This is a genomic window from Blautia difficilis (assembly GCF_014297245.1).
Taxonomy (GTDB): domain Bacteria; phylum Bacillota; class Clostridia; order Lachnospirales; family Lachnospiraceae; genus Blautia_A; species Blautia_A difficilis.
In genome coordinates, this window is the sequence record NZ_JACOQG010000004.1 from 98681 (window position 1) to 124023 (window position 25343).

Consider the following 25343-nt stretch of genomic DNA (forward strand, 5'->3'; position numbering starts at 1 on the left):
AAAAAGGTACAAAATGTTTCACGTGAAACATTTTGTACCTTGTGTCATAAACAGACCTTTCTATCAAAGGGACTGATGGTAAGTACTCAGGAAATCCTTTAATTTACCTGCTGCCTCTTTCAGCACTTCAATTCGCGGCAGGTAAACTACACGGAAATGATCCGGCTGTCCCCAGTTGAATCCACCTCCATGAACCAACAGGATCTTCTTTTCCCGCAAAAGATCCAGAGCAAATTTCTCATCACTGACAATACCGAACTTCTTCACATCAATCTTCGGGAACATATAAAATGCAGCCTTGGGCTTCACAGCCGTAATTCCAGGAATATCTGTCAGTGCATTGTAAATATATTCTCTCTGCTCATAAATACGTCCACCCGGAACAATATAATCATTTACACTCTGATGACCACCCAGAGCAGTCTGTACAATAGACTGTGCCGGCACATTAGAACAAAGTCGCATATTGGAAAGCATCTTCAGGCCCTCAATATAGTCTGCTGCAATACGCTTATTTCCACTTAAGATCATCCAGCCGATCCTGAAGCCTGCGATCATATGAGATTTGGACAATCCACTAAAAGTTACACAAAACAGATCCGGTGCCAGGGATGCAATGGAAACATGCTCCTGACCATCCATAACCAGACGATCATAAATTTCATCAGAAAAAATGATCAGCTGATGCTCTCTGGCAATATTCACAATTTCCTGTAGCACCTCTCTCGGATATAAAGCGCCCGTAGGATTATTAGGATTGATCAGCACGATTGCCTTTGTTCTGCTTGTAATCTTTTTGCGGATATCATCCATATCCGGATACCACTCAGATTTCTCGTCACAGATATAATGAACCGCCTTACCTCCTGCCAGAGTTGCACAGGCAGTCCAAAGTGGATAATCAGGAGAAGGGATCAGGATTTCATCTCCATTATCCAGCAATGCAGACATACACAGATTGATCAGTTCACTGACACCATTTCCTGTATAAATATCCTCCACACTGACATTTGGGATTTTCTTCAGCTGTGCATACTGCATGATCGCTTTTCTGGCTGAAAAAAGACCTTTGGATGCGGAATATCCCTCACAGTCTGTCAGCTGGTCACGCATATCATAAATAACCTCATCCGGTGTGCGGAAGCCAAAAGGTGCAGGGTTTCCGATATTCAGCTTCAACACCTGTGTTCCGGCAGCTTCCATACGACTTGCTTCCTCTACTACCGGTCCTCTCACATCATACAATACATTATCAAGCTTTGATGATTTTTTAAACTCGCGCACTTTTCGTCCCTCCTCAACTGTCTGCTCCATGCCTTCAGCTCCTTTTTCACTGCTTCCATCAAGGTCTTCCGGATGCTTTTCAGCTTCCGGTGTCATTACTTCCGGATTCATTCGTTTCTCTGCATCTCCATTTCCCATCAACCATTCTTCTGTTACATCCAATACCCCGGAAATAAAATGCAGGATTTCTGCTCTGGGAATCGTCTTGCCACTGAGATACTGACTTACATGACTTTTTCCAAGCTTCACACCCTGCTCCTGAGCACAGCGCACCAGATCTACCTGTTTCATCTGTTTATTATTTAAAGCCTCTTTCAGCCTTTCTGCAAATGTATGATTCGCCATATTTTTCTCCCTTTCCTTTCGAAAAAGTCCGGCGGATAAAATCATCCGCTTCGCTACTTGATTTGGTTAAATGTAGCAGTTCTTCTATTGCCCATAAAATACTATCTGCTGAATAGTTACATTACAATAATGTCAAAGTTCAATAAGCATTATTTTGAACTTTATATATTTTCGCCTCATGTAATTGAACTCAGTATATCATCTCATTTTCAAAAATTCAACACTTATTTTTGTATTTTATGGCCTTATTTTTTTGTTCAATTTCATCTTATATATTTCTAAATTCATCAACAAAACCAGTATCATCATATTGAACTTAGCTCAAACAAAAAAGCACCTCCGATACAAACCGGTACAATAATGTACTGTTCCTTGTATCTGAGGTACTCCTTATTATTTACTCAATGATCTGTCTCCGTTTATTCTCCCATAACCGGATTCACAATCTTTCCAGCTACAGCACAGGAAGCTGCTGTTCTGGGAGATGCCAGATAAATCTGAACTTTTGATGTTCCCATTCGTCCCAGGAAATTACGGTTATTGGTGGCTACCACACGCTCTCCGTCTGTGAGGATACCCCCGGCACGTCCGCAGCACAGTCCACAACCGGGATGTGTGATCATAGCTCCCGCCTCAGCCAGAATATCCAAGATTCCCATATCTGCTGCCTGTCTGTAGATCTTGCGGCTGGCAGGTGTGACGATCAGCTTCACATAATCTGCCACTTTCTTTCCCTTCAGAACCTCTGCCGCTGCCTGAAGATCCTCCAGACGTCCGTTGGTGCAGGAACCGATAAATACCTGATCAATCTCTGTACCCTCCAGTTCCTCTACAGGGCGAATCTTATCTACCTGGGAAGGACATGCCATAACCGGTACAAAATCTTCGGCACGATAGGTCAAAATCTTCATATATACAGCATCCTCATCTCCTGCCAGGCTCTTCTGAAAATCATCCAGTTCAATTCCACAGTACTCTGCTGTTTTCTCATCCGGTGTAAACAACGCACATTTGGCCCCTGCCTCTATTGCCATATTTGACATCGTCATACGACTTGCCACAGACATATTCTTCACTGTACTTCCGGTAAATTCCAGTGATCGGTAGGTTGCACCTGCTGCTGTAAGATCACCGATGATCCGCAGGATCACATCCTTGGACATTACATTTTCCGGAAGTTCTCCATCGATCACAATCTTAATGGTCTCAGGAACCCGGATCCACATGGTACCGGTTCCCAGGATACTTGCCATCTCTGTATATCCGATACCTGAGGAAAAAGCACCCACACAGCCATAGGTAGTAGTATGGCTGTCTGTACCAAATACCACATTTCCGGGCTTCACATAACCAGCCTCCGTCATCAGCTGATGACAGATTCCGTCACTTCTATGTACATTTTTCATTCCAAATTTCTTTGCAAACTCATCTCCCACATGGAAATGTCTGGTATCGTCCAGCTGACTGGCCGGAACCAGATGATCATAGATCAGCACAACTTTATCCGGATCCCAGAGCTTTGTAAATCCCATCTCTTTGAACTTCTCTGCAACAAAAGGAATGAAAATATCGTGGATCATCACTCTGTCCACATTTACAGTCACGATATCTCCCGGTTTTACCGCTTTTCCCACATTATTTCTAATAATCTTCTCAATAACTGTCTCGCCCATTTGCTTCTCCCTTCCTCTTAATCCAGACCATTCAGCTTACGCATAGCCTTTACCAGACCGCCTGCCCGGATAATATCCATGAGATTCTCCGGCAGAGAAGCAATTGGGTACTGTTTGCCATTGTAATCTACATGCTCATTCAGCACTACAGTTACCTCATCCCCCTCCTTGATCTCATCATAGAGGGTTGGCTGTTCAATCAGCAGAAGTCCGTTATTAATTGAGTTGCGGAAAAAGATCCGGGCAAAGGATTTTGCGATCACGCACTGGATCCCCAGTGCCTTGATAATCTCCGGTGCCTGCTCTCTGGAGGAACCGCAGCCAAAATTTTTGCCTGCAACAATAATGTCACCCTTACGGATCTGTCCAGCCAACTCCGGACGGAGCGGGCTGAATCCATACTGCTTCATATCATCTATTGTTTTCAGTGCCAGATACTCAGTAGGGATAATGATATCTGTATCAATATCATCTCCAAGTACCCACACCTTTCCTGTGAATTTTTCCATAATATTTACCTCATTTATGTCAATTGGATAAAATCATCCGCTTTGCTACACAGCTCTACGCCGAATAACTGCTCCGCAGTTTATTCAGTTAAAATACTACTTAACTTCACTGGCCAGAGCAATTTTACCTGCAATAGCAGATGCTGTAACAGTAGCTGCTGATCCCAGATATACCTTGGAGCTTGGATGTCCTGCACGGCCTTTGAAGTTACGTGTTCCTGTACTGATCAGCACCTCGTTTTCACCGATAACACCCTGACAGCTTCCCCAACAAACACTACAGTTCGGGTTCATAACAATTGCTCCTGCATCCATAAAGATGTCCAGCAGTCCCTCCTTTAATGCCTGTCTGTAAATGGTCTGGCTTGCAGGTACCACCAGGAAACGAACACCCTCAGCAACCTTTTTACCTTTAATAATCTCAGCACCTACCCTGAGATCTTCAATACGTCCATTGTTGCAGGAACCAAGAAAGGCTTCATTAATCGGAATTCCACAGGTTTCCTCTGCAGGAACTACGTTATCCACAAAATCAGGCTTTGCCACTACCGGGCGCACCTTGGACAGATCAAAGGTATATTCTCTGGCATAAACTGCATCCGGATCACTGTGGAATACAGCCTTCGGCTCACGACCATGCTCCTTCAGATATTCCATTGCCTTCTCATCAGCCTCAAAAATACCTGTCTTTGCACCGGCTTCTACTGCCATGTTGCAGAGAGCCATTCGGTCACTGATGCTTAATGTTTTTGCACCTTCACCTGTAAACTCCATAGCCTGATAATTACATCCGTTTGCCCCGATCTCACCGATAATGGTAAGGATCAGATCTCTGGCATAAACACCCTCCGGTAATTTTCCCACAAGATTAAACTTCACAGATTCCGGTACCAATACCCAGGAGGTTCCTGTCACCATACCATAGAGGAAATCTGTACATCCAACACCTGTACCAAAAGCACCCAGTGCACCGTAAGAGCAAGTATGGCTGTCTGCGCCAAAGATCAGCTCACCCGGACGTACATAATTCTCGATCATAACCTGGTGGCACACTCCCTTGCCTTCCCAGAAATCAATATGATTTTCCCTTGCAAAATCCCTCATTTTTTTCTGGGATGCGGCAGTTTTCGGGCTGTCAGAAGGTACATTGTGGTCTACAATAAATACCAGCTTTTTTGCATCTGCAATATGAGGATTTTTTAATTTATTGTTGTACATATCCACTGTCAGATGTGTAGTTCCGTCATTGCTCATCAGGCGGTCCAGCTTTACCGTATGGATATCACCCGGTTTTACACTGTCTACTCCCGCAGCTGCAGCAATGATTTTCTCTGCGATTGTCATTCCCATCTTATTTTTCCTCCTCTCGGTTCAGAGAGGCGATCAGACCACCCTGATTTAAGATTCCCTGCATATATTCCGGCAATTTGGTACAGGAATATATTTTGCCCTTCGCTTCTGCTGTTCCCTCAGACATATGGAGCACCATTTTGTCCCCTGTCTGAACTTCATCCGGGAGATCTTTACAGACAATTGCCGGAAGTCCGATATTAATGGCATTTCTGAAAAAAATCCTGGCAAAAGATTTGGCAATAACAGCCTGTACACCCAAAGCCTTCAGCACACCAGGTGCCTGCTCTCTGGAGGAACCGCAGCCAAAATTCTCTCCGCCAACCACAAAATCTCCAGGCTTTACCTTCTTTGCAAAATCCGGATCCAAAGATTCAAAGGTATGTCCTTTCATCTCATCCAGATTTGGAAGCAACAGATACTGTGAAGCAATGATCTGATCTGTATCCAGATCATTATGAAATTTAAAAATTGTTCCCTGTTCCATAATATATGATTCCTTTCTGATATATTCATTGTACACTCATTCCCTGACACTTTTTGTCAGACAATGTAAAAATTCTTTTCCTATTCTAACACAAAATACTGCTGAAAGAAAATAAAAGATATCACGTTCTTCATTTATATGTTCTGGTAAAAATATCCAAATATTCTCTTTCCACCTCTTCAAAGGGACGTACCTCATAAGTCAGGTCAATATGAAGCCTTGGTGCCTCTGTCTGCTGTTTTTCTCCCAGAAGGATTTCCAGATCATACCAGAGCAGTGCATGATCGATTTCGTCCAGCCGGGTCTGCTCTTCCTCTGTCAGCGCAGAACCCAAAAACTTCTTATAAATCATACAGAGCAGCTGTTCTTCCCATATCTGATACTCAGGCAGCTCTTTTTTAAACGGTGAAGGTACATCCGACATATAGCATTCACTGGCGTCATGAAGCAGACAGGCCAGAACCATACGGTCAGACAAGCCTCTGGCAGCAGCCTCTTTTGCACAGCAGATACAATGTTCTCCCACTGACCAGAAAGTCTTTACATGACCATTTCCCCTGCAGATCAATGAAAGAGCATGTGCAATATCCTCAATCCGGATCAGCTCCGGATCCGGATTGGTTGGTTTAAAATGATTTCCCGTATAGGTTGTTATATATTCACTCATGTTGTTCCTGCTTTCTCACATTTAAGTATAAAAGTCATTATAATTTATTTTTGTTCTTTTTCCAACCCGCATTTTTGCATTAACACAGTCCATTTATAATTCATAAAAGCAGATATTTTTCTTTAGCAAATCTTACATAAAAGCCTGCAGATTGATATCTGTATTTTATTGCTTTTTTATAATATATCTTTTATAATGAGAACTATGGTAATGATAATTCTGCGAAGTAGAGCATCTTCGTAATATTGATAGAATATCAGGAGTATACAATGGAATTAAAAAACAGAACCTTATCAAATTTCGCCGAGCTTGTACGCACCGGTGAATGTAAAAATTTCAAAGGCCGACTGAAAGTAGGCGTGGATCTTGGTACTGCCAACACTGTTCTGGCAGTTGTAGACAATACCAATCGTCCCATTGCCGGCATATCTGCACCTTCCCGCGCAATCCGTGACGGTGTAATTGTTAATTTTTATGAATCTGTTCAGCTTGTCACAAAACTGAAAGCTGAACTTGAAGAGAAATTAAAGACTGAGCTTCCTTATGCGGCAGCAGCCATTCCACCCGGAGTCTCTCAGGGAAGTACCAAAAGCATCCAGTATGTGCTGGAGGGCGCTGGCTTTGAGGTTACGAATATCGTAGATGAACCAACCGCTGCAGCGGCTGTACTTAAGATCACAGATGGTGCTGTAGTTGATGTAGGCGGCGGCACCACGGGAATCAGTATTCTCAAAGATGGCAAAGTAATCTATACAGACGATGAGGCTACCGGCGGCAGTCACATGACAATGACAGTGGCAGGACATTACAATATTCCCTACGAAGAAGCTGAAATTTTAAAAACCGATCCTTCAAAGGAAGATGAAATTTTCCCTGTGATCAAAGCTACTGTAGAAAAAATGGCTACCATCACTCAGAAATTTCTCAATGGTTACCAGGTTCCTGCTGTATATGTTGCCGGAGGTTCCGCCAGCTTCAGGGATTTCACGGCTGTATTTGAGAAAAAGCTGGGACTGCCTGTTTATCGTCCGGTTCATCCGCTTCTGGTTACTCCGCTGGGAATCGCTTATTACTGCGATCTTCCTCCGGTCACACATAAAAAATAATTATTATTTAAATGGGCGTGTGAAAAAACGAGAGTTTTTTCATGCGTCCTTTTGCTTATGGATGTAATAGTAGTTATATTACATAAAAAAGGGTATAGTTCCCCTTACCCCATAAGAATGCTATTATGAAATCCTATGCGGCAGTTGCACCTTTTTTCTGTTTGTTGTGATATTTATAAAGATTGTGTCCGATAGAAACAAGAAATACTTCGAGCAGTACAGATTTTATTCCTCTTCGGACAATTCTTTTGTACCACCGATCGTTTTTCATGATACCAAAAGTACCTTCTGCCTGGATGGATCTGTTCATCCTCAGAAGTGCTCCCTGGATACTTTCGAGATTTTCTATCACTTCCTGATGCATCGCTGTAAGTTCGCGGTTGATCCGAACAGTACGGTTTTTATCTGTCTTTTTACATTGTTCTGCGTATGGACAGCTGGAGCAATCTTCACACTGATACACTTCTTCCTGACGCCCATACTTGTTTCCCTTTACGTTTTTTTGATACTGAAGGTAAAATCTTTTCCCGTTTGGGCAACGCATAATCCCGTCTTTCCCGATTGGAAAATTTACTGCACGAAATGGATCTTCATGATACTTCTTGTCAGTAGTCTCTTTCTTGAACATAGGGAACTTCATATATTTTTTCATTCCATGCTGCTCACAGAAGATGTAATTATTGTAAGAACCATATCCGGCATCTGCCACTGGGTATTTCGGATAAAAGCCATATGTCGTATAAAACTTGTTCATCAATGGAATAAAACAATCCATATCTGAGCGATACTGATTTACATCGACAACAGCAATGTACTCATCTGCAACACCGACCTGTACATTATAGGCTGGAAGCAACTGGTCATTTCCCATGTAGTCTTTCTTGATTCGCATAAAAGTGGCCGAATGGTCTGTTTTTGAGTAGCTGTTGCGCTCTTCTCCGCAGATCTTTATTTTTTCTACATATTCTTCCAACTTGGTTGTATACTCCCTGAGTTTTTCATAATGACGCTGCTGCGTAGTTTTACGATGTCCTCTACCATGAACAAATATCGTTTCATCAATCTGCCAGGCTTCAGCATACTGCTCGGCAGCTTCTTTTAAATACTCTGGTGCATACTCACTATTGATACAAAGCTTTATCCCTGTACATGACAGCTCTTCATTGATTTCCTTAAAGAGTTCAGTAATCTTATCAAAGAGCCGGTATCTGGATTTTTCTGTGGCTTTTTTCCACACCCAGGAATATTTATTTGCATTTGCTTCAAACTTGGAACCATCGATGTATAGATGTTGGAGATCCACATGTTCTGTCTCGAAGATTTTTTTGTTTATGTCTCGAAATATTTCTTCAATGGAATCAGCAAGCACCTCATTAATGAAGTAGCCGAAGGTACGATAAGAAGGGGTTTGATGGTCCATAAGATACGTAAAGCGGAGATTGACTTTACACTGATCCTCCAGCTCACGTAACGATATATAGCCATTCGCCATAAATCCAAACAAAACTGTCTTCAGCATACTGACCGGGGCATATCTAAATCTTCCTGTATAATGTTGCGGAATATTTTTCAGATATTTCTCCAGTTCGATTTCTCCCATAAATCTGTCAAAAGTCAGCACTGGATCACAGATGTCCAGATAATCTTGAATTAGCATTGGCAAAACTGCCTGTTTTGGGTTAGAATAAATTATGTTATTAATTTTTTTCACAAGTTAATTATAACAGAAAGAAAGACCTTGAGTTCATTATAAACTCTTGGTCTTTCTTTTTTCAGGACTATTCTTTTTTCACAGCCCCTTTCATTGATTAAGAATTAACGATATCATCAATCTTCTTAAGTTCTTCATCTGAAAAATCAGTATGTCCGATTATCTTGATATTATCAAGAATCTGCTCAGGTTTTGAAGCTCCAATCAGGACACTTGTTACTTTATCATCTTTTAGAATCCAGCTAAGAGCCATCTCGGCAAGCGTCTGTCCTCTTTCCATAGCAATTTCGTTAAGTGCCTGAATCTGGGAAAGCTTTTCTGATGTAAGTGCAGTCTCATTAAGAAATCGTCCGTCAGTGGCAATTCTGCTATCAGCAGGGATACCATTGAGGTAGCGCTTCGTAAGAAGTTCCTGTGCGAGAGGAGAGAAAGCTATGATACCTTTTCCAAGCTCATAGGCAGTGTCCTTAAGCCCGTTATTCTCAATTGTTCTGTCAAAAATAGAATAACGGTTCTGGTTGATTACGAAAGGACATTTCAAATAGGTTAGGATTTCTGTAGCCTTTTTAAGTGTGGGACCATCATAATTTGAAAGACCTACATAAAGGGCTTTTCCACTTCGAACGATAGAGTCAAGAGCACCCATAGTCTCCTCAAGTGGTGTCTCAGGATCCATTCTGTGATGATAGAAGATATCGACATAATCAAGTCCAAGTCGCTTAAGACTCTGGTCCAGGCTTGCAATAAGGTACTTGCGGCTTCCCCAATTACCATAAGGTCCTTCCCACATATCAAATCCGGCCTTTGTGCTGATGAGCATTTCATCTCGGTATGGATGAAGTTCTTCCCTGAAAAGCTTGCCGAAATTGCGTTCTGCACTGCCATAAGCAGGCCCATAATTATTGGCAAGGTCAAAATGAGTGATTCCATTGTCAAAAGCGGTAAAGCACATCTGCTTCATATTTTCGTAGACACTTGTATCACCAAAATTGTGCCAGAGTCCAAGTGAAACAACAGGCAGCTTCAAGCCACTTTTACCGCAGCGGTTGTAAACTATTGTGTCGTATCTTTTTTGCCTGCAATGTACATGTGTATATACCTCCATGATTATATCTTTCTGCTACACTTAGGATATCATATTTTTTCTTCAATTGCATCCAGCTCTTCATTTCATCCTCTGTTTTCGCTGTATGCTACTGCAATTTCTCCAACAATTCCAGATGAAGTTTCTGCACCTTAATCTTTTGTTTTTGTATATTCACTCTTTGAGTGGACTTTCCTCCTTCGATTTTCTTTAAAGCTTTATGCTTCATAAACTCTTCTTTTATATAGTTTTTTCAAAACAACTATAGTAATATAGAGTTATCACAATCTTAGCTTCCTACTATTCAACGGTTCCTTTTCGCCATATCCAGTGGGGTGGGTAAAGATGACCCAATAAGTGAATGTAATTGAAGAAATTAAAAAAAGGACTATTTTTATGAACAATATAAAAGAAAGAATAAAAATATTTTCAGGGGCGCAGCTTAAATACATTGCTTTTCTATCTATGCTTATCGATCACACAAACAAAGCGTTAATCTATCCGAATTTGGATGGAGGAGCATTGAATCGGTTGAGTGACTTTTTTGATATTTTAGGAAGAATCGCATTTCCAATATTCATCTTCCTTCTCGTGGAAGGCTATTTCCACACAAAAAATAAATGGAAGTATTTAATTACACTTCTTGTATTTGGAGTAATATCAGAAATTCCTTTTGATATGTGTACAACAGCTACATTTTTTGAAGCCAACTGGAACAATATTATGTTTACGTTAGCCTTGGTGCTTGCCATGATCTGGCTGATTGATGTACTCAAGGAAAAGATGGCAGCATTGCCGAAAGCTTTATGGTATTTCGTATCATTTCTCATTGTGACAGTATTGTGCTTTGCTGCAATGAATCTGGGATTAGATTATGAACACCATGCGGTGCTGATTGGATATTTCTATTATATTTTTCATGACCGACAGGCACTTGCGATTCCATTTTCCTATCTTTCCATGTTCAAAGAACCATGGGCTTTGCTTGGATTTGGCCTGACACTTACTTATAATGGAGAACGTGGAAAACAGAATAAGTGGTTTAATTATCTTTTTTATCCAGTACATTTGCTGATTTTAGGAATTATAAGAATGTGTCTTAAGATTTGAATATGAAATTTTAAAAAGGACTTTTCTTTTAAAATGAACGAAAAGTCCTCTTTTTGCGTAGATGACTGTTATTTCACAGCCCCATTTATATATCATTCTACATTTTTGGTTGCAACAATATCCACACCGGTATCCGCCACATTTTTAAGAATGATATCTCCAATATGAACAGGTGCCGGGACTTGAATGCCTTTCAGGGCTCTTACACATTCAAAGATCTTATCTTTAGGAATATCCTCTTTTGTTTTTACTGATACCATAGGAATGCTGCCCCCTGATACACGTACAGTAGAGGTCACGATCCTTGTAGGGTCAGTCACTTCTTTTCTGGCATATACATCACCGCGCTTACAGGTATTTCCAGTGACACTTACCACCTCTTTGCCATTCATCACAACAGTAAGAGGACAGCCCATGGGACAGCCGATACATGTCAGTTTTCTCTCTTCCATAGTTTACGCCTCCTCAATCTTAACTGTGATGGTCTGAAGATCAGGATATTTCAGAAGCTGCTCTTTTGTCAGCTTAATCTCTTCCATTTCTCCTGGTGCAACAACCGGACGTTTTTTGTGGATCACTCTTTCTTCATCAAAATATGCACTGATGTAGCAGTTTGTATAAACACCGCCCACACGGAAGCGCACGGTCAGATTCTCATCCATACGGTCTGTATGGATGGTTCCCGGAACTGTGTATCTGACACCTTCAACCGGATTTATCCTGATCTCTTTTCCCTCTGAGCTTCTTTCATTTCCCAGTTTCACATATTCAGCAGCATTTCTTCCGGCAGTTCCGGCTTCTTCAGATACAAAGTCAACCAGGTCATGTACGTGCAATACATTTCCACATGCAAATACACCTTCAATATTTGTCTCAAGGCTTTCGTTTACTTTAGGTCCTGATGTTACAGGATTCATATCCACACCCATACCTCTTGAGAGCTCATTTTCCGGAATTAAACCTACGGAAAGGAGAAGAGTATCACAGTTGTATTCTTCCTCAGTTCCGGGGATTGGCTTTCCGTGATCGTCTACCTGTGCCAGTGTAACACCTTCCAGCCGTTCTTTTCCCTTAATATCAACAACTGTATGGTTGAGCTTCAGCGGGATTCCGTAATCATACAGGCACTGAACAATATTTCGTTTCAGTCCGCCGGAATAAGGCATCAATTCTGCAACTACTTTAACCTTTGCACCTTCCAGTGTCATTCGTCTTGCCATGATCAGACCAATATCTCCGGAACCAAGGATCACAACTTCTCTTCCCGGCATATAGCCTTCAATATTTACCAGTCTCTGTGCTGTACCTGCTGAGAAAATACCTGCAGGGCGATAGCCCGGGATATTCAGTGCTCCTCTGGAACGTTCGCGGCATCCCATTGCCAGAACAACTGCTTTTGCCTGGATCTCAAAAAGTCCTTCTTCACGGTTCATTGCAGTGACTATCTTCTGAGAGCTGATATCCATGACCATTGTGTTTAATTTATATTCAATGTCCAGTTCTTTCACCTGTCCAATAAAACGTTCTGCATATTCCGGTCCGGTCAGTTCTTCTTTGAATGTATGAAGTCCGAATCCATTATGGATACACTGATTCAGAATCCCGCCAAGCTCCCGGTCTCTTTCAAGGATCAGGATACTGTCAACGCCGCTTTTCTTCGCAGAGATCGCAGCTGCAAGTCCTGCCGGTCCTCCTCCGATGATAACAATATCATAAGCTTTCATGATTCAATGCCTCCCTTTTATAACGAATCCTTATTATTATCTGTGACAATTCTGGAATTTCCACCGGATTTCGTAATATCAAACATGCTCACATGTCGTTCTCTTGCCAGGATCTCCATTGTTCTCGGGGAACAGAAGCCATCCTGGCAGCGTCCCATACCGGCTCTTGTTCTGCGTTTTACTCCATCCAGTGATTTTGCTCCCAGAGGTCTGTTAATGGCATCCATGATCTCACCTTCTGTTACCATCTCGCAACGGCAGATAATATTTCCATACTCTGGTTTTTCTCTGATCAGTGCGATTCTTTCTTCCTTGCTAAGGGTATTGGGATCAAGAATCCTTTTTCTTGTTGCGATGAAATCTTCCTTTTCTTCCAGGTTCATTTTTTCCTTCAGGATCTGTGCAATCATTTCCCCGATGGCCGGTGCACTGGTAAGTCCCGGTGATTCGATACCTGCACAGTCGATGAAACCTTTTGCATCTTCCACTTCACCAATCAGAAACTCATTTCCGTCCTCATGTGCACGAAGTCCGGCAAATGAAGTGATAACCTGACGGAGCGGAATATTTTTTACATTCATTTCTGCTTTAGCGATCACCTGGTCCAGACCTTCTCTGGTGGTGTTGGTTCCCTCTTTATCATCAATATCAATTGCGGTTGGACCAAGGAGCAGATTTCCGTGGACTGTGGGTGCCACCAGAATACCTTTTCCGTATTTTCCCGGAAGTGCGAAGATAGTTTTACTTACATGGTTTCCTGCGCTCTTATCAAGCAGACAGTAATCTCCACGCCGGGGTGTGATATGGATCTTCTCCTCACTTACCATATTATGGAATCTGTCTGCATAAACACCGGCTGCATTTACCACGTATCTTGTCTGGAAAACTCCATGATCTGTATGAACCTCCCAGCCCTTATCTATTGGTTTAAGATCCGTAACTTCTGTATCAAATTTAAATTCCACACCATTGGCATTTGCATTCTCTGCCATTGCCATATTCATACCAAAAGGACATACAATACCGGCTGTAGGTGCATAAAGCGCAGCGTAAGCCTGATCGGAAATATTCGGCTCCATTTCCTTCAGTTCCTCACGGTTAAGAATCCTTAACTCCTTAACTCCATTTGCAATGCCTCTGTTATACAGTGCCTGAAGATTTGGCATATCTTCTTCATGCAGACATACAACCAGAGAACCATTTTTCTTAAACGGAAAATCCAGATCCCGGGAAAGCTGTTCCATCATCTGATTTCCCCTGACATTCAGTTTTGCCTTCAGTGATCCTTCAGCAGCATCATAGCCGGCATGGACAAGAGCACTGTTTGCCTTGGAAGTGCCGCAACATACATCCTCTTCTTTTTCAATTACACAGGCTTTTATTTTGTATCGTGATAGCTCTCTTGCTGTTGCCGCACCTGAAACTCCGGCTCCGATAATTATTACATCATACATTCCCAGATCACTCCTTAATCACTAATCCTCTTTTGCCCATCCATAAGCGTATTTGACAGCCTTGTTCCAGCCCTTGATACGTTTTTCTCTTTCTTCATCAGAAATCTTCGGCTCAAACGTTTGATCAATTGCCCAGTTTTTAACAACATCTTCTTTACTTGTCCAGTATCCCACTGCCAGACCTGCAAGATAAGCAGCACCCATTGCTGTTGTCTCCACACATTGAGGACGGTTAACCGGTGCATTGATAATATCAGACTGTGTCTGCATCAGGAAATCATTTGCGCTTGCTCCTCCATCAACCTTAAGTGCTGCCAGATCAATCCCTGAGTCTGCTTTCATTGCTTCCAGTACATCATTTACCTGATAAGCAAGAGATTCCAGGGTTGCACGGATAATATGATATTTGTTAACTCCACGTGTGATTCCTACAATAGTTCCTCTTGCATACTGATCCCAGTGCGGTGCGCCAAGTCCGGTAAATGCAGGTACCACATAACATCCGTTTGTATCTTTTACTTTCTTTGCCATGTATTCTGAATCTGCTGCGGACTCAATAATACGAAGTTCATCTCTCAGCCACTGGATCGCAGCACCTGCTACAAAGATGGAGCCTTCCAGCGCATAATTTACTTTTCCGTCCAGTCCCCACGCAATGGTTGTTACCAGACCATTTTTTGAAAAGATTGGTTTCTCACCGGTATTCATAAGAAGAAAACAGCCTGTTCCATATGTATTTTTTGCTTCTCCTGCATTGAAACAGGTCTGTCCGAATAAAGCAGCCTGCTGATCTCCGGCAGCACCTGCAATTGGGATAGGTCCGCCAAGGTAAGATATATCTGCCTCTCCGTATACACAGCTTGAAGGTTTTGGTTCAGGCAGCATACATTTGGGGATATCCAGCTCTGCAAGGATCTCCTCATCCCATTCCAGTGTGTTGATGTTGAACAGCATCGTGCGGGAAGCATTAGAATAATCTGTTACATGAACTGCACCTTTTGTCAGTTTCCAGATCAGCCAGGTCTCAACTGTACCAAATAGTAATTCCCCTCTCTGCGCCCGTTCTCTCGCACCCGGCACATTGTCCAGGAGCCATTTTACCTTTGTTCCTGAGAAGTAGGCATCAATAACAAGACCTGTTTTTTCTCTGAATTTATCAATGAGTCCTTTTTCCTTCAGGCTGTCACAATATTCAGAAGTTCTGCGGCACTGCCACACGATGGCATGATAAATTGGTTCGCCAGTCTCTTTATCCCATACAATCGTAGTTTCTCTCTGATTCGTAATACCGATTGCTGCAATATCTTCAGCGGTTGCCCCGATCATATTCATTGCTTCAACAGCTACACCAAGCATACTTGCCCAAATCTCATCAGCATCATGTTCAACCCATCCTGGTTTTGGAAAATACTGTGTGAATTCCCTCTGTGCAACGCTGCACAATTCTCCCTTTTCATTAAACAGGATGCATCTGTTACTTGTTGTTCCTGCATCCAGAGCCATTACATATTTAGCCATTCTTTTTCCTCCCTTTCATGGTCTCCTTTATAATGATTGTATTATATAAGATAATTTCTAACAAATCCAGAATAACGCACATGTCAAAATTTATTCTTTTTTATAACATTATACTATTAATTTTGTCCAATATAAAGAAAATATGTTTCAAATTTTTAGTAATTTTTTAATAAAAGTCTATATTTTCTGTTGACGTTTTTGGTATTTTATGTTAGCATGAAGGCAATTCAAGATATCGAATGACGAAACTGGGAGAGACGCAAAATGCGCGCCGAAGGGGATGAAGAACTCTCAGGCAAATGGACCAGTTTCCGACGAACCTCTGGAAAGCAACATAAAGTTGCACCGAAGAAGCAACCGATCACAAAATTTCGGGTAATCTTTCAGGTTAAGATGACAGAGCGCAGAACAAGTATTTATTTGTTCTGCGCTTTTTTATGTATATGATAAGGAGGAATCACCTATGGAAAAAACAACACCGCTCTATGCCACCCATCAGGCACACGGAGGCAAGATTGTTCCTTTTGCAGGATATCTTCTTCCCGTCCAGTACCAGACTGGCGTGATTGCCGAACATATGGCAGTCCGGGAAGCCTGTGGTCTCTTTGATGTATCCCATATGGGAGAAATTCTTTGCGAAGGCCCCGGAGCATTGAAGCTGCTCAACCATCTGCTGACCAATGATTTCACAAATATGTATGACGGTCAGGCAAGATACAGCCTCATGTGCTATGAAAACGGCTGCTGCGTAGATGACCTGATCGTTTATAAGGTCCGGGATGAGCATTATTTTATCGTAGTGAACGCAGCCAACAGGGATAAAGATTTTGCATGGATGAAAACCCATGAGCAGGATGTGGAAGGAGCCACACTCACAGACATTTCCGATTCTGTTGCCCAGATTGCCGTACAAGGACCAAAAGCCCATGAGATCCTGGCAAAACTTCTTCCGGAAGACGAATTCCCGGTAAAATACTACAGCGCCTGTTTTGATCGCACTATCGGTGGTATGCACTGCATAGTCTCCAAAACCGGCTATACCGGATCTGCAGGATATGAACTTTATCTTGATGCCAAAGATGCAGCCAACATGTGGGAGCTTCTGCTGGAAACAGGAAAAGACGAAGGTCTGATCTGCTGTGGACTGGGAGCCAGAGACACACTTCGACTGGAAGCCGGCATGCCTCTGTATGGACATGAAATGGATGAGACAGTCACACCTCTGGAAAGCGGACTTGGCTTCTGCGTGAAATTTTCCAAAGAAGAGTTTATTGGAAAAGAAGCTCTGGAATCAAGCGAACCCACACGTATACGCGTAGGGCTGAAAATCACCGGACGCGGCATTGTAAGAGAACACATGCCAGTCTTCTCCGGCGATACCCAGGTGGGCATGACTACTTCCGGCACCCACGCACCTTACCTTGGATATCCTATTGCCATGGCACTGGTAGACAAAACATATGCCGCAGTCGGCACCAGACTTACCGCGGACGTACGCGGCCGGAAAGTAGAGATGGAAGTTGTCTCTCTTCCCTTCTATTCAAAAACCAAAAAATAATTTCAAATAAAATTACGGAGGATCTATTATGAATTATCCAGAAACATTACGTTATTCCAAATCACATGAATGGGTTAAAAACGAAGGAGAAATCACTGTGATCGGTCTTACCGACTTCGCGCAGAGTGAGCTTGGCGACCTGGTATTTGTTAATCTGCCGGAAGTTGATGATACGGTTACTGCCGGAGAAGCACTTGGCGATGTAGAATCTGTCAAAGCTGTATCAGACATTTTCTCCCCTGTATCCGGAACTGTCTGCGAGATCAATGAAGAGCTTCTGGACCACCCGGAACTGATCAACGAAGCACCTTATGACGCATGGCTCATCAAAGTAAAAGATGTCACTGATGAAGAAGAGCTGATCGGAGCTGCTGAATATGAAGCTCACTGTCAGGCTGAAAGCAACGGCTGATCTGTCAGATTTTAACTACAGGAGGTAACTGCCATGGGTTCTTACATACCAAGTACCAGAGAAGAACGTCTCTCTATGCTGGAATCCATCGGAATGCATTCTTTTGATGAATTGTATGCCGATATTCCCGAGGACCTTCGCTTAAAAGACGGACTGTCTTTACCATCCGGACTTTCCGAACTGGAAGTAGCCCGCAAGATTGAGGAAATCTCCGGGAAAAACACCCGTTTTCCTCATATTTTCAGAGGTGCCGGATCCTATCACCACTATATTCCGGCTATTGTAAAGCAAGTCACTTCAAAAGAAGAATTTGTCACTGCATACACTCCTTATCAGGCAGAGATCAGCCAGGGACTTCTACAGTCGATCTTTGAATATCAGACCATGATCTGTGAGCTGACAGGAATGGACGTTTCCAATGCATCTGTTTATGACGGTGCAACTGCTGCCGCAGAGGCTGCTGCCATGTGTCGTGACCGGAAACGGGGAACCATCTGTGTCAGTGCTTCTGTGGACCCCAGAACACTCTCTGTGATCCGTACCTACTGCTTTGGTTCCGGAGCACCACTTGTGATTCTTCCTGAAAAAGATGGTCTCACAGATATAGATAGTTGGAATGCTATGGATACTTCCTCCATCGCCTGTCTGATCATTCAGACCCCAAACTACCACGGATTGATCGAAGATGGCGCTTCTATTGCAAATGCTGTACACAATTCCGGTGCCAGGCTGATCGCCAGCTGCAATCCCATTGCTCTTAGTCTTCTGGAAACTCCGGGAGAATTTGGTGCTGATGTAGCTGTTGGTGAAGGCCAGCCTCTGGGACTTCCTATGGGATTTGGCGGACCTTATCTTGGATTCATGGCTTCTACCAAAGACATGATGAGAAAGCTTCCCGGCCGAATCGTAGGCCAGACTACCGATGTGGACGGAAAACGTGCCTATGTCCTTACTCTCCAGGCTCGTGAACAGCATATCCGCCGGGAGAAAGCAAGCTCCAACATCTGTTCCAACGAGGCACTTTGCGCTATGACTGCCGCAGTCTATCTGTCAGCTATGGGCAGTGCCGGACTTGAAAAAGTGGCTGCTTCCTGTATGGCAAATGCCCGCTATCTGCTGGAACAGTTGACTGCTCTGGGATTTACCAGGAAATATACAGGAGAATTTTTCCATGAATTTGTAACCATCTGTCCCTGTGATGCAGCTGTCCTCTCTGAAAAACTGGCTGCACACGGATATTTGTCAGGCCTTGTGACCGGACAGTCAGAAATGCTCTGGTGCACAACTGAAATGAATACAAAATCTGAGATTGATGGTCTTATTGCTGTGATAAAGGAGGTGCTTGCATGAAACTTATATTTGAAATGGGGGCACCAGGAAGAGGCTGCGACCTGATTCCGCCCTGCACTACCCCTGAAGTAACTGTCAATGTACCGATGCGTAAAAAAGCACTGCATCTCCCAGAGGTATCCGAAACAGAGCTTAGCCGTCACTATACTGATCTGGCAAAGCAGACCCATGGAGTCAACGATGGTTTCTATCCTTTAGGCTCCTGTACCATGAAATACAATCCGAAGATCAACGATGCTGCTTCTCTTCTCCCCGGATTTACCAACATTCATCCTCTGCAGGATACCAGGGATGTTCAGGGATGTCTGGAAGTACTCTCTTCCATTGAAAAAGCATTGTGCGAGATCACCGGAATGCAGGCATGTACTCTTCAGCCGGCAGCCGGTGCTCACGGTGAATTTACCGGTCTTCTTCTGATCAAGGCATGGCACGAAAGCCGCGGTGACAGCAAACGTACAAAGATCATTGTTCCGGATTCTGCCCACGGTACCAATCCCGCCAGTGCAGCTATGGCCAACTTCGATGTGGTTAATATCGCTTCTGATGAGCATGGCTGTGTCGATCTGGAGGCATTAAAAGCCGCTGTAGGCGATGACACTGCCGGACTGATGCTCACAAACCCCAACACAGTTGGTCTGTTTGATCCAAATATTGCAGAGATCACACGGATCGTTCATGAAGCCGGCGGCTTATGCTATTACGATGGAGCAAACTTAAACGCAGTTATGGGAGTTACACGCCCGGGCGACATGGGCTTTGATGTGATGCATCTGAATCTGCATAAGACATTCTCCACTCCTCACGGTGGAGGCGGACCGGGAAGCGGACCTGTTGCCTGCAAAGATTTCCTGGCACAATTCCTTCCGGGACTTCGTATTAACGAACAGGCAGACGGCTCTTTTACGGAAGAAACCGCTGCTTATACCATTGGAAATGTCCGCAGCTTCTCTTCCAATTTCCTGGTTGTTGTCCGTGCCTTCTGTTACATTCTGACTCTTGGCAGAGAGGGAATTCCGGAAGCAGCCACCACAGCAGTGCTGAATGCCAACTATATGATGCACAAGCTGGCCGGACATTATAAAATGGCCTATGATCACACCTGTATGCATGAATTTGTCATGACACTGGAACAGGAAAAGCATCAGCGAAATGTCTCTGCTCTTGATATTGCCAAGGAATTACTGGATCACGGTATCCATCCGCCTACCATGTACTTCCCGCTGATCGTCCATGAAGCATTGATGATCGAGCCTACCGAAACAGAGAGCCGGGAAACACTGGATGAAGCGGTACAGATCTTCCTGGATGTACTTGCAGAATCTGAAGCTCATCCGGAAAAGATGCACGAATATCCATTTAAAACACCGGTCCGCAGATTAGACGAAGTAGGTGCTGCACGAAAACCAGTAGTGCGTTATCTTTATAGTAACGAATAAATCAATAACAGGAGGAATCCACAATGATACAGACTCTGACCACATACGAAAGCACAACTACCGATCCTTATACAAATCTTGCTGTAGAAGAATATCTTACTCTTCACGCAGAACCAGGAGAATGTATTTTATACTTATGGCAAAATGCACATACGGTTGTGATCGGGCGAAATCAGAATTGTTGGAAAGAGTGCCGTGTATCAGAACTGGAAGCAGACGGCGGACATCTGGTCCGCCGCCTCTCCGGCGGGGGAGCTGTCTACCACGACCTTGGAAATCTGAACTTTACCTTCTGTATGAGAAAAGAAGACGCGGATGTAGACCGCCAGCTTCAGGTGATTATAGAAGCTGTAGCTTCCTTTGGACTGACTGCTGAGAAAACCGGTCGAAATGATGTGACAATCAACGGACAGAAATTTTCCGGAAATGCATTTTTTGATTCCAAGGGATATTATTACCATCATGGAACACTATTGCTGAATGTAGATACTGCTTCCATGTCCCGTTTTTTGAATCCTTCCAAAGCAAAACTACAGTCAAAAGGAGTAGACTCCGTCCGCTCCAGAGTGGTAAATTTGTCTTCCCTCTGTCCCGACATCACTGTTGACACCATAAAGCAGGCCATGTTTACCGCATTTTCCAAAGTATACGGATTGCCTGCCGTGCCTCTGTGTGCCAAACGTCTGGAACAGACTGCCATTCAAAAAGGCAGAGAGCGTTTTTCCTCTGACCGTTGGAAATACGGACCAAAGATTCCATTTACCAATCGGCTGGAACAGCGTTTTTCATGGGGTGAGGTCAGTCTTGACCTTCATGTAAACGAAGGAATGATCACCGAAGCACTGCTTTCTTCCGATTCTATGGAAGCAGACTGGTTTTCTGATATTGGTGCGGAATTTCAGGGTCTCCCTTATCGTACCGATATTCTTTGCAAAACATTAAACCAATCCCTGGAACAACATCTGGTTCCGGAAAATGTCCGCACTGATCTGTGTGGAATGGTACAAGAACAAATCTAACGAAAAGGAGAGAACTGATCCATGGCAGAAATGACAACAACTATCTATGACCTGACTGTCATCGGTGCCGGCCCGGGCGGATATGAAGCAGCTCTGGAAGCAGCAAAGCTTGGTCTTCGCACCGCTCTGATCGAAAAGGATTCTCTGGGAGGAACCTGCCTGAACCGGGGATGTATCCCTACCAAAACATTGCTCCACTCTTCCGAACTCTATAAGGAAATCTGTGATGCAGAGCGTTTTGGTATTTCTGCAGAAAATGTCCGGGCCGATCTGAACGACATTCAGCAACACAAACAGACAACTATCACCACTTTACAAAAAGGCATTGCAGCTCTTTTAAAAGCTGCTAAGGTTACTGTTTATCAGGGACTGGGAACTGTTATTGATACCGGCAATGATGATACCGGCAATGAAGGGATCAAGCAGGTACGGATCACATCCAGTGAAGTTGAGCCTGTTACCATTAAAACAAGACAGATTCTCCTGGCATCCGGCAGTGTCCCTTCTGTCCCACCTATTCCCGGACATGATCTGCCCGGTGTAATGACCAGTGATGAGTTGCTCTCCTGGGATCAGGAACCGTTTTCTTCCCTGCTGATCATCGGCGGAGGTGTAATCGGTGTAGAATTTACCGGAATCTGGCAGGCACTTGGAACAAAAGTCACAATCCTGGAGGCACTTCCCTCTTTAATCGCCAACATGGACAAAGAACTGGGCCAAAGTCTGAAGCAATCCCTGAAGAAAAAAGGTGCCGATATCCATACCGGAGCCATGGTACAGTCTCTGGAATCTACTAATGAGGGCATCTTATGCACTTACACTGAAAAAGACACAATCTGCACCTGTACCGCACAGGCGGTTCTGATTGCTACTGGCCGAAGGCCTTATACAGATGGTCTGTTTGCTGACGGTCTTACTCCTTCCATGGAACGGGGCCGTATCCTGACAGATGAACATTTTCAGACTAGCCTTCCCGGTATCTATGCTATCGGCGATGTAAATGGAAAACTACAGCTGGCACATGCTGCCACTGCCCAGGGACTTCATGCTGTCCATCAGATAGCTGCCGCATTATCAGAGGATACAGTCAACAGTGCTCTTCCACATAGGAACAGCCCAGTCCTTGATCTTGTTCCATCCTGCATCTATGCCTCCCCTGAAATTGCCTCTGTGGGACTGACACTGGATCAGGCAAAAGAACAGGGACTTGCAGCCAAAAGCCACAAAATCCTCAGCTCTGCCAATGGAAAATCCGTATTATCCCTGCAGGAGCGCGGATTTATGAAAGTGATCTATCTGGAAGAAACCCATGTGATCATCGGAGCACAGCTTCTCTGCGCAAGAGCCACTGATATGATCAGTGAATTTGCGGTTGCCATTGCCCAGAAACTCACACTGGAAGAAATGGCTTCTGTGATCCGCCCCCATCCTTCTTTTAGCGAAATGATCACCCAGGCCACAACTCTGTAACTGATATCAAAATGCATTTTTAAAAGCCCCCATAAGCAGGGGGCTTTCTTTTCTAATGCTTTCAGTGTCATTCGACAACGATAAACGCTTCCATCAAACATATAAATGGTACAATGATCATCTGACATGATTACATAAAGAGTATGGCACCATCTCCTATTCACAATTTTACAAAAGATCAACAACCTTGAATGGAATCGACAAAAGAATGTACAAGGTTTCTGCTGTTTTCATCAAGCTGATAGGAATATTCAGGATGCCACTGAACCCCCACCACATATTTACAAGCCGGCATATAAATGCTCTCGATCAAACCGTCTTCTGAAATCGCCATTTGTTTAAACTGAGGTGATAATGTTTTAATTGCCTGATGATGATAGCTGTTCACCCTAATGTGTTCTTTGCCTAAAACATCATAAAGCGGAGTATCCTTTTGTATTGTATTCATATGTACGGTTTTATCGTATGAAGGTTCTATACGATGATTGATACAGGTGCCATATTCCGTCTTCAGATCTTGATATAAGGTTCCATCATAGCAGACATTCATCAGCTGAATACCACGGCAAATACCAAGAACAGAACGATCTGCTTCCACAGCTTTCTTTAAAATATATTGCTCCATTTCATCTCGTGCCTCACAGCAGGGCCCGCACCAGGGCTTCCGTTCCTCCCTGTAAACAGCCGGAGACACATCATGCCCTCCACTTAACAAGAAACCACCGCATATTTCAATAAAATAGTCTAACTCATAATGATTCGTTGTTAAAGGAAGCACCAGGGGTATTGCATTTTCTGCTTCGAGCATCTGCAGATAACGCGGCTGTATCCAGTAGCTTTTCTTTTCACCATCATATAGCGGCATAACACCGATTACTTTTCTCATCTCTGTTTCTCCTTACAAATAATTACCATTATTTAAAAGACCCATGTTTTCTTCTGAATTTTTTTTTGAACAGATTCCATCATACTGTATATAAGATCAATTAAAACAGTCTTACCTGATCCACTGTCACCAGTAATGATTGTAATATTCCTATGAATTACAAAATCATATTTCACTTTTCTGGATTCTACAATGATTTTATGTGAACCTTTCATAATCACTACTCCTGTTTCATTTCATTTAAATACTTATTTGCTATAGGAACAAGTTCCTTCATTGAATGGACCGTTTCTCCTCCATTTTGGACTTTTATCTCAAATTTTGTGTCTTTTCCAAAACTCATCATATGTCTGAGATTAATGGTAACATCTTTAATCCTGCCTATTTCCAATATCCATTTTGCACAGTTATCACCACAGGTCGAGGCATTGAAAATCCGATCCGGTTCATTTAAAATCAGCAACAACGTTTTCACTCCTCCTGACAGTCTTTCAAGAGGAATCTGTCCTAACACCGGACTGTTAATGCATTCACCACTTAATACTTCTGAATCATCAATATCTTTAATCATCTTTTTTGCCAGTTCTGTATCAAGCCATTCTGGTTCATAACTGTTTTTAAAATAAACATTTGTATTATAAATACTGTTTTTCACATCTCCATAAATAATGTTCAGCATTTATAAGGACCTCCTCTCAAAATACAATTCTTCTTATGATTTTCGCTATACTAATGAAACATTCTATATTCTTTGTATCTGTTTTTACATTTACCACTCTTCACATTTAATATCGCTTATCTGTTCAATTGGAATGACCGTTTGATCTATCATGATCATGGTATGCTCATATTCATCTATCTTTTTTACAATACCAGAGTACGTAACATAGGATCCGCCAGTTTTTTTTGCATCGGGAATAAAATAAGTTATCGATACTTTCTGTTCTATACCGATATTATTTCTGATTATATTAATTTTTTCGTTCAGCTGAGCAATCGCTTCCTCACTCAGCTCCAATCGTTCATCTGTTAATCTTGCTGTTTCTTTTATCGCAGCATCATGCCCAGTCAAGGCCGCAAAAGGAGCAAATTGTGCTGCCCGATCCCGAAGTGGCATTTGCGGATGATTCTTAGAGACCGGATGTGGCAAATTGATGATATCTTCATAAGAATTATTTTTCATCCTCTTC

The 25343-nt window shown here is 43.0% G+C and carries 24 protein-coding genes and 1 riboswitch; of the genes, 8 read left to right on the forward strand and 16 right to left on the reverse strand.

Annotation, left to right across the window (positions count from 1 at the left end; all coding sequences use genetic code 11):
- Positions 1-63 precede the first annotated feature (63 nt).
- The 6 genes from H8Z82_RS04295 to H8Z82_RS04320 form a co-directional block, all read right to left on the reverse strand.
- Entirely contained in the window at positions 64-1629 is a 1566-nt protein-coding gene (locus tag H8Z82_RS04295) for an aminotransferase class I/II-fold pyridoxal phosphate-dependent enzyme (RefSeq protein WP_279289711.1), read from the reverse strand.
- Positions 1630-2048: 419 nt separating this feature from the next.
- Complete coding sequence (locus tag H8Z82_RS04300; RefSeq protein WP_186994375.1) at positions 2049-3302, reverse strand: 3-isopropylmalate dehydratase large subunit; 1254 nt, start codon at positions 3300-3302, stop codon at positions 2049-2051.
- Between the two features lie 17 nt (positions 3303-3319).
- The gene (locus H8Z82_RS04305; RefSeq protein ID WP_019163280.1) at positions 3320-3811 is read right to left on the reverse strand and encodes a LeuD/DmdB family oxidoreductase small subunit; all 492 of its coding nucleotides are present in this window, start codon (positions 3809-3811) and stop codon (positions 3320-3322) included.
- 96 nt (positions 3812-3907) lie between these two features.
- On the reverse strand, positions 3908-5161 hold the full coding sequence (locus H8Z82_RS04310) for a 3-isopropylmalate dehydratase large subunit (protein WP_173743121.1): 1254 nt from the start codon (positions 5159-5161) through the stop codon (positions 3908-3910).
- A 1-nt stretch (position 5162) separates the two neighbouring features.
- Positions 5163-5648: a LeuD/DmdB family oxidoreductase small subunit gene (locus H8Z82_RS04315; protein WP_019163282.1), complete on the reverse strand. Its 486-nt coding sequence runs from the start codon at positions 5646-5648 to the stop codon at positions 5163-5165.
- A 130-nt stretch (positions 5649-5778) separates the two neighbouring features.
- A complete protein-coding gene (locus H8Z82_RS04320; protein ID WP_186994376.1) occupies positions 5779-6315 on the reverse strand; it encodes a hypothetical protein in 537 nt (178 codons plus the stop codon).
- A 269-nt stretch (positions 6316-6584) separates the two neighbouring features.
- On the opposite strand from H8Z82_RS04320, the gene eutJ reads away from it, so the two are divergent.
- Positions 6585-7421, forward strand: a complete 837-nt coding sequence (eutJ, locus tag H8Z82_RS04325) for an ethanolamine utilization protein EutJ (RefSeq protein ID WP_173743120.1) — start codon at positions 6585-6587, stop codon at positions 7419-7421.
- 133 nt (positions 7422-7554) lie between these two features.
- Here the strand turns inward: eutJ and H8Z82_RS04330 are convergent, their stop codons facing one another.
- Both H8Z82_RS04330 and H8Z82_RS04335 read right to left on the reverse strand, forming a co-directional pair.
- On the reverse strand, positions 7555-9078 hold the full coding sequence (locus H8Z82_RS04330) for a transposase (RefSeq protein WP_207724616.1): 1524 nt from the start codon (positions 9076-9078) through the stop codon (positions 7555-7557).
- Between the two features lie 151 nt (positions 9079-9229).
- Positions 9230-10237, reverse strand: a complete 1008-nt coding sequence (locus H8Z82_RS04335; protein WP_186994378.1) for an aldo/keto reductase — start codon at positions 10235-10237, stop codon at positions 9230-9232.
- A 375-nt stretch (positions 10238-10612) separates the two neighbouring features.
- Between H8Z82_RS04335 and H8Z82_RS04340 the strand changes: the two genes are divergently transcribed.
- Positions 10613-11326 (forward strand): TraX family protein, encoded by a 714-nt coding sequence (locus H8Z82_RS04340; RefSeq protein ID WP_117675050.1) that lies wholly within the window; start codon positions 10613-10615, stop codon positions 11324-11326.
- Between the two features lie 92 nt (positions 11327-11418).
- On the opposite strand, the gene H8Z82_RS04345 is transcribed toward H8Z82_RS04340, so the two are convergent.
- From H8Z82_RS04345 to glpK, 4 genes are read right to left on the reverse strand one after another with little or no spacing between them, the layout of a single operon-like run.
- A complete protein-coding gene (locus H8Z82_RS04345; protein WP_186994379.1) occupies positions 11419-11778 on the reverse strand; it encodes a DUF1667 domain-containing protein in 360 nt (119 codons plus the stop codon).
- 3 nt (positions 11779-11781) lie between these two features.
- Positions 11782-13050: an NAD(P)/FAD-dependent oxidoreductase gene (locus tag H8Z82_RS04350; protein WP_186994380.1), complete on the reverse strand. Its 1269-nt coding sequence runs from the start codon at positions 13048-13050 to the stop codon at positions 11782-11784.
- 17 nt (positions 13051-13067) lie between these two features.
- Positions 13068-14504: an NAD(P)/FAD-dependent oxidoreductase gene (locus tag H8Z82_RS04355; protein WP_186994381.1), complete on the reverse strand. Its 1437-nt coding sequence runs from the start codon at positions 14502-14504 to the stop codon at positions 13068-13070.
- Between the two features lie 21 nt (positions 14505-14525).
- Complete coding sequence (gene glpK, locus H8Z82_RS04360) at positions 14526-16022, reverse strand: glycerol kinase GlpK (RefSeq protein WP_186994382.1); 1497 nt, start codon at positions 16020-16022, stop codon at positions 14526-14528.
- A gap of 239 nt (positions 16023-16261) precedes the next feature.
- A riboswitch (glycine riboswitch) is annotated at positions 16262-16339 on the forward strand.
- 146 nt (positions 16340-16485) lie between these two features.
- On the opposite strand from glpK, the gene gcvT reads away from it, so the two are divergent.
- The 6 genes from gcvT to lpdA are packed head-to-tail and all read left to right on the forward strand — an operon-like array spanning position 16486 to position 23267.
- The gene (gcvT, locus tag H8Z82_RS04365) at positions 16486-17580 is read left to right on the forward strand and encodes a glycine cleavage system aminomethyltransferase GcvT (RefSeq protein ID WP_186994383.1); all 1095 of its coding nucleotides are present in this window, start codon (positions 16486-16488) and stop codon (positions 17578-17580) included.
- 28 nt (positions 17581-17608) lie between these two features.
- Entirely contained in the window at positions 17609-17992 is a 384-nt protein-coding gene (gene gcvH, locus H8Z82_RS04370) for a glycine cleavage system protein GcvH (RefSeq protein ID WP_019163291.1), read from the forward strand.
- A 33-nt stretch (positions 17993-18025) separates the two neighbouring features.
- Positions 18026-19342 carry an aminomethyl-transferring glycine dehydrogenase subunit GcvPA gene (gene gcvPA / locus H8Z82_RS04375; protein ID WP_186994384.1) on the forward strand — a complete coding sequence of 439 codons (1317 nt, stop codon included), beginning with the start codon at positions 18026-18028 and terminating at the stop codon, positions 19340-19342.
- Entirely contained in the window at positions 19339-20778 is a 1440-nt protein-coding gene (gcvPB, locus tag H8Z82_RS04380) for an aminomethyl-transferring glycine dehydrogenase subunit GcvPB (RefSeq protein ID WP_186994385.1), read from the forward strand. Before gcvPA ends, gcvPB begins: the two co-directional genes overlap by 4 nt.
- Before the next feature lie 23 nt (positions 20779-20801).
- A complete protein-coding gene (locus tag H8Z82_RS04385) occupies positions 20802-21797 on the forward strand; it encodes a lipoate--protein ligase (protein ID WP_186994386.1) in 996 nt (331 codons plus the stop codon).
- Positions 21798-21818: 21 nt separating this feature from the next.
- On the forward strand, positions 21819-23267 hold the full coding sequence (gene lpdA, locus H8Z82_RS04390; protein ID WP_186994387.1) for a dihydrolipoyl dehydrogenase: 1449 nt from the start codon (positions 21819-21821) through the stop codon (positions 23265-23267).
- 178 nt (positions 23268-23445) lie between these two features.
- On the opposite strand, the gene H8Z82_RS04395 is transcribed toward lpdA, so the two are convergent.
- The 4 genes from H8Z82_RS04395 to H8Z82_RS04410 all read right to left on the reverse strand — a co-directional run bounded on the left by H8Z82_RS04395 (position 23446) and on the right by H8Z82_RS04410 (position 25336).
- Positions 23446-24153, reverse strand: a complete 708-nt coding sequence (locus tag H8Z82_RS04395) for a gamma-glutamyl-gamma-aminobutyrate hydrolase family protein (RefSeq protein ID WP_186994388.1) — start codon at positions 24151-24153, stop codon at positions 23446-23448.
- Positions 24154-24185: 32 nt separating this feature from the next.
- Positions 24186-24368, reverse strand: coding sequence for a hypothetical protein (locus tag H8Z82_RS04400; protein WP_243176390.1), 183 nt, complete (start codon positions 24366-24368; stop codon positions 24186-24188).
- Positions 24369-24373: 5 nt separating this feature from the next.
- Positions 24374-24832 (reverse strand): DUF4869 domain-containing protein, encoded by a 459-nt coding sequence (locus H8Z82_RS04405; protein WP_186994389.1) that lies wholly within the window; start codon positions 24830-24832, stop codon positions 24374-24376.
- Positions 24833-24922: 90 nt separating this feature from the next.
- Positions 24923-25336, reverse strand: a complete 414-nt coding sequence (locus H8Z82_RS04410; RefSeq protein ID WP_186994390.1) for a hypothetical protein — start codon at positions 25334-25336, stop codon at positions 24923-24925.
- Positions 25337-25343 lie beyond the last annotated feature (7 nt).

What these genes read in the sequence shown, in the direction of transcription:
- H8Z82_RS04295 (WP_279289711.1), bottom strand. Translation starts at nt 1,629, where the DNA reads ATGGCGAATCATACATTTGCAGAAAGGCTGAAAGAGGCTTTAAATAAT.
- H8Z82_RS04300 (WP_186994375.1), bottom strand. Translation starts at nt 3,302, where the DNA reads ATGGGCGAGACAGTTATTGAGAAGATTATTAGAAATAATGTGGGAAAA.
- H8Z82_RS04305 (WP_019163280.1), bottom strand. Translation starts at nt 3,811, where the DNA reads ATGGAAAAATTCACAGGAAAGGTGTGGGTACTTGGAGATGATATTGAT.
- H8Z82_RS04310 (WP_173743121.1), bottom strand. Translation starts at nt 5,161, where the DNA reads ATGGGAATGACAATCGCAGAGAAAATCATTGCTGCAGCTGCGGGAGTA.
- H8Z82_RS04315 (WP_019163282.1), bottom strand. Translation starts at nt 5,648, where the DNA reads ATGGAACAGGGAACAATTTTTAAATTTCATAATGATCTGGATACAGAT.
- H8Z82_RS04320 (WP_186994376.1), bottom strand. Translation starts at nt 6,315, where the DNA reads ATGAGTGAATATATAACAACCTATACGGGAAATCATTTTAAACCAACC.
- eutJ (WP_173743120.1), top strand. Translation starts at nt 6,585, where the DNA reads ATGGAATTAAAAAACAGAACCTTATCAAATTTCGCCGAGCTTGTACGC.
- H8Z82_RS04330 (WP_207724616.1), bottom strand. Translation starts at nt 9,078, where the DNA reads ATGCTAATTCAAGATTATCTGGACATCTGTGATCCAGTGCTGACTTTT.
- H8Z82_RS04335 (WP_186994378.1), bottom strand. Translation starts at nt 10,237, where the DNA reads ATGGAGGTATATACACATGTACATTGCAGGCAAAAAAGATACGACACA.
- H8Z82_RS04340 (WP_117675050.1), top strand. Translation starts at nt 10,613, where the DNA reads ATGAACAATATAAAAGAAAGAATAAAAATATTTTCAGGGGCGCAGCTT.
- H8Z82_RS04345 (WP_186994379.1), bottom strand. Translation starts at nt 11,778, where the DNA reads ATGGAAGAGAGAAAACTGACATGTATCGGCTGTCCCATGGGCTGTCCT.
- H8Z82_RS04350 (WP_186994380.1), bottom strand. Translation starts at nt 13,050, where the DNA reads ATGAAAGCTTATGATATTGTTATCATCGGAGGAGGACCGGCAGGACTT.
- H8Z82_RS04355 (WP_186994381.1), bottom strand. Translation starts at nt 14,504, where the DNA reads ATGTATGATGTAATAATTATCGGAGCCGGAGTTTCAGGTGCGGCAACA.
- glpK (WP_186994382.1), bottom strand. Translation starts at nt 16,022, where the DNA reads ATGGCTAAATATGTAATGGCTCTGGATGCAGGAACAACAAGTAACAGA.
- gcvT (WP_186994383.1), top strand. Translation starts at nt 16,486, where the DNA reads ATGGAAAAAACAACACCGCTCTATGCCACCCATCAGGCACACGGAGGC.
- gcvH (WP_019163291.1), top strand. Translation starts at nt 17,609, where the DNA reads ATGAATTATCCAGAAACATTACGTTATTCCAAATCACATGAATGGGTT.
- gcvPA (WP_186994384.1), top strand. Translation starts at nt 18,026, where the DNA reads ATGGGTTCTTACATACCAAGTACCAGAGAAGAACGTCTCTCTATGCTG.
- gcvPB (WP_186994385.1), top strand. Translation starts at nt 19,339, where the DNA reads ATGAAACTTATATTTGAAATGGGGGCACCAGGAAGAGGCTGCGACCTG.
- H8Z82_RS04385 (WP_186994386.1), top strand. Translation starts at nt 20,802, where the DNA reads ATGATACAGACTCTGACCACATACGAAAGCACAACTACCGATCCTTAT.
- lpdA (WP_186994387.1), top strand. Translation starts at nt 21,819, where the DNA reads ATGGCAGAAATGACAACAACTATCTATGACCTGACTGTCATCGGTGCC.
- H8Z82_RS04395 (WP_186994388.1), bottom strand. Translation starts at nt 24,153, where the DNA reads ATGAGAAAAGTAATCGGTGTTATGCCGCTATATGATGGTGAAAAGAAA.
- H8Z82_RS04400 (WP_243176390.1), bottom strand. Translation starts at nt 24,368, where the DNA reads ATGAAAGGTTCACATAAAATCATTGTAGAATCCAGAAAAGTGAAATAT.
- H8Z82_RS04405 (WP_186994389.1), bottom strand. Translation starts at nt 24,832, where the DNA reads ATGCTGAACATTATTTATGGAGATGTGAAAAACAGTATTTATAATACA.
- H8Z82_RS04410 (WP_186994390.1), bottom strand. Translation starts at nt 25,336, where the DNA reads ATGAAAAATAATTCTTATGAAGATATCATCAATTTGCCACATCCGGTC.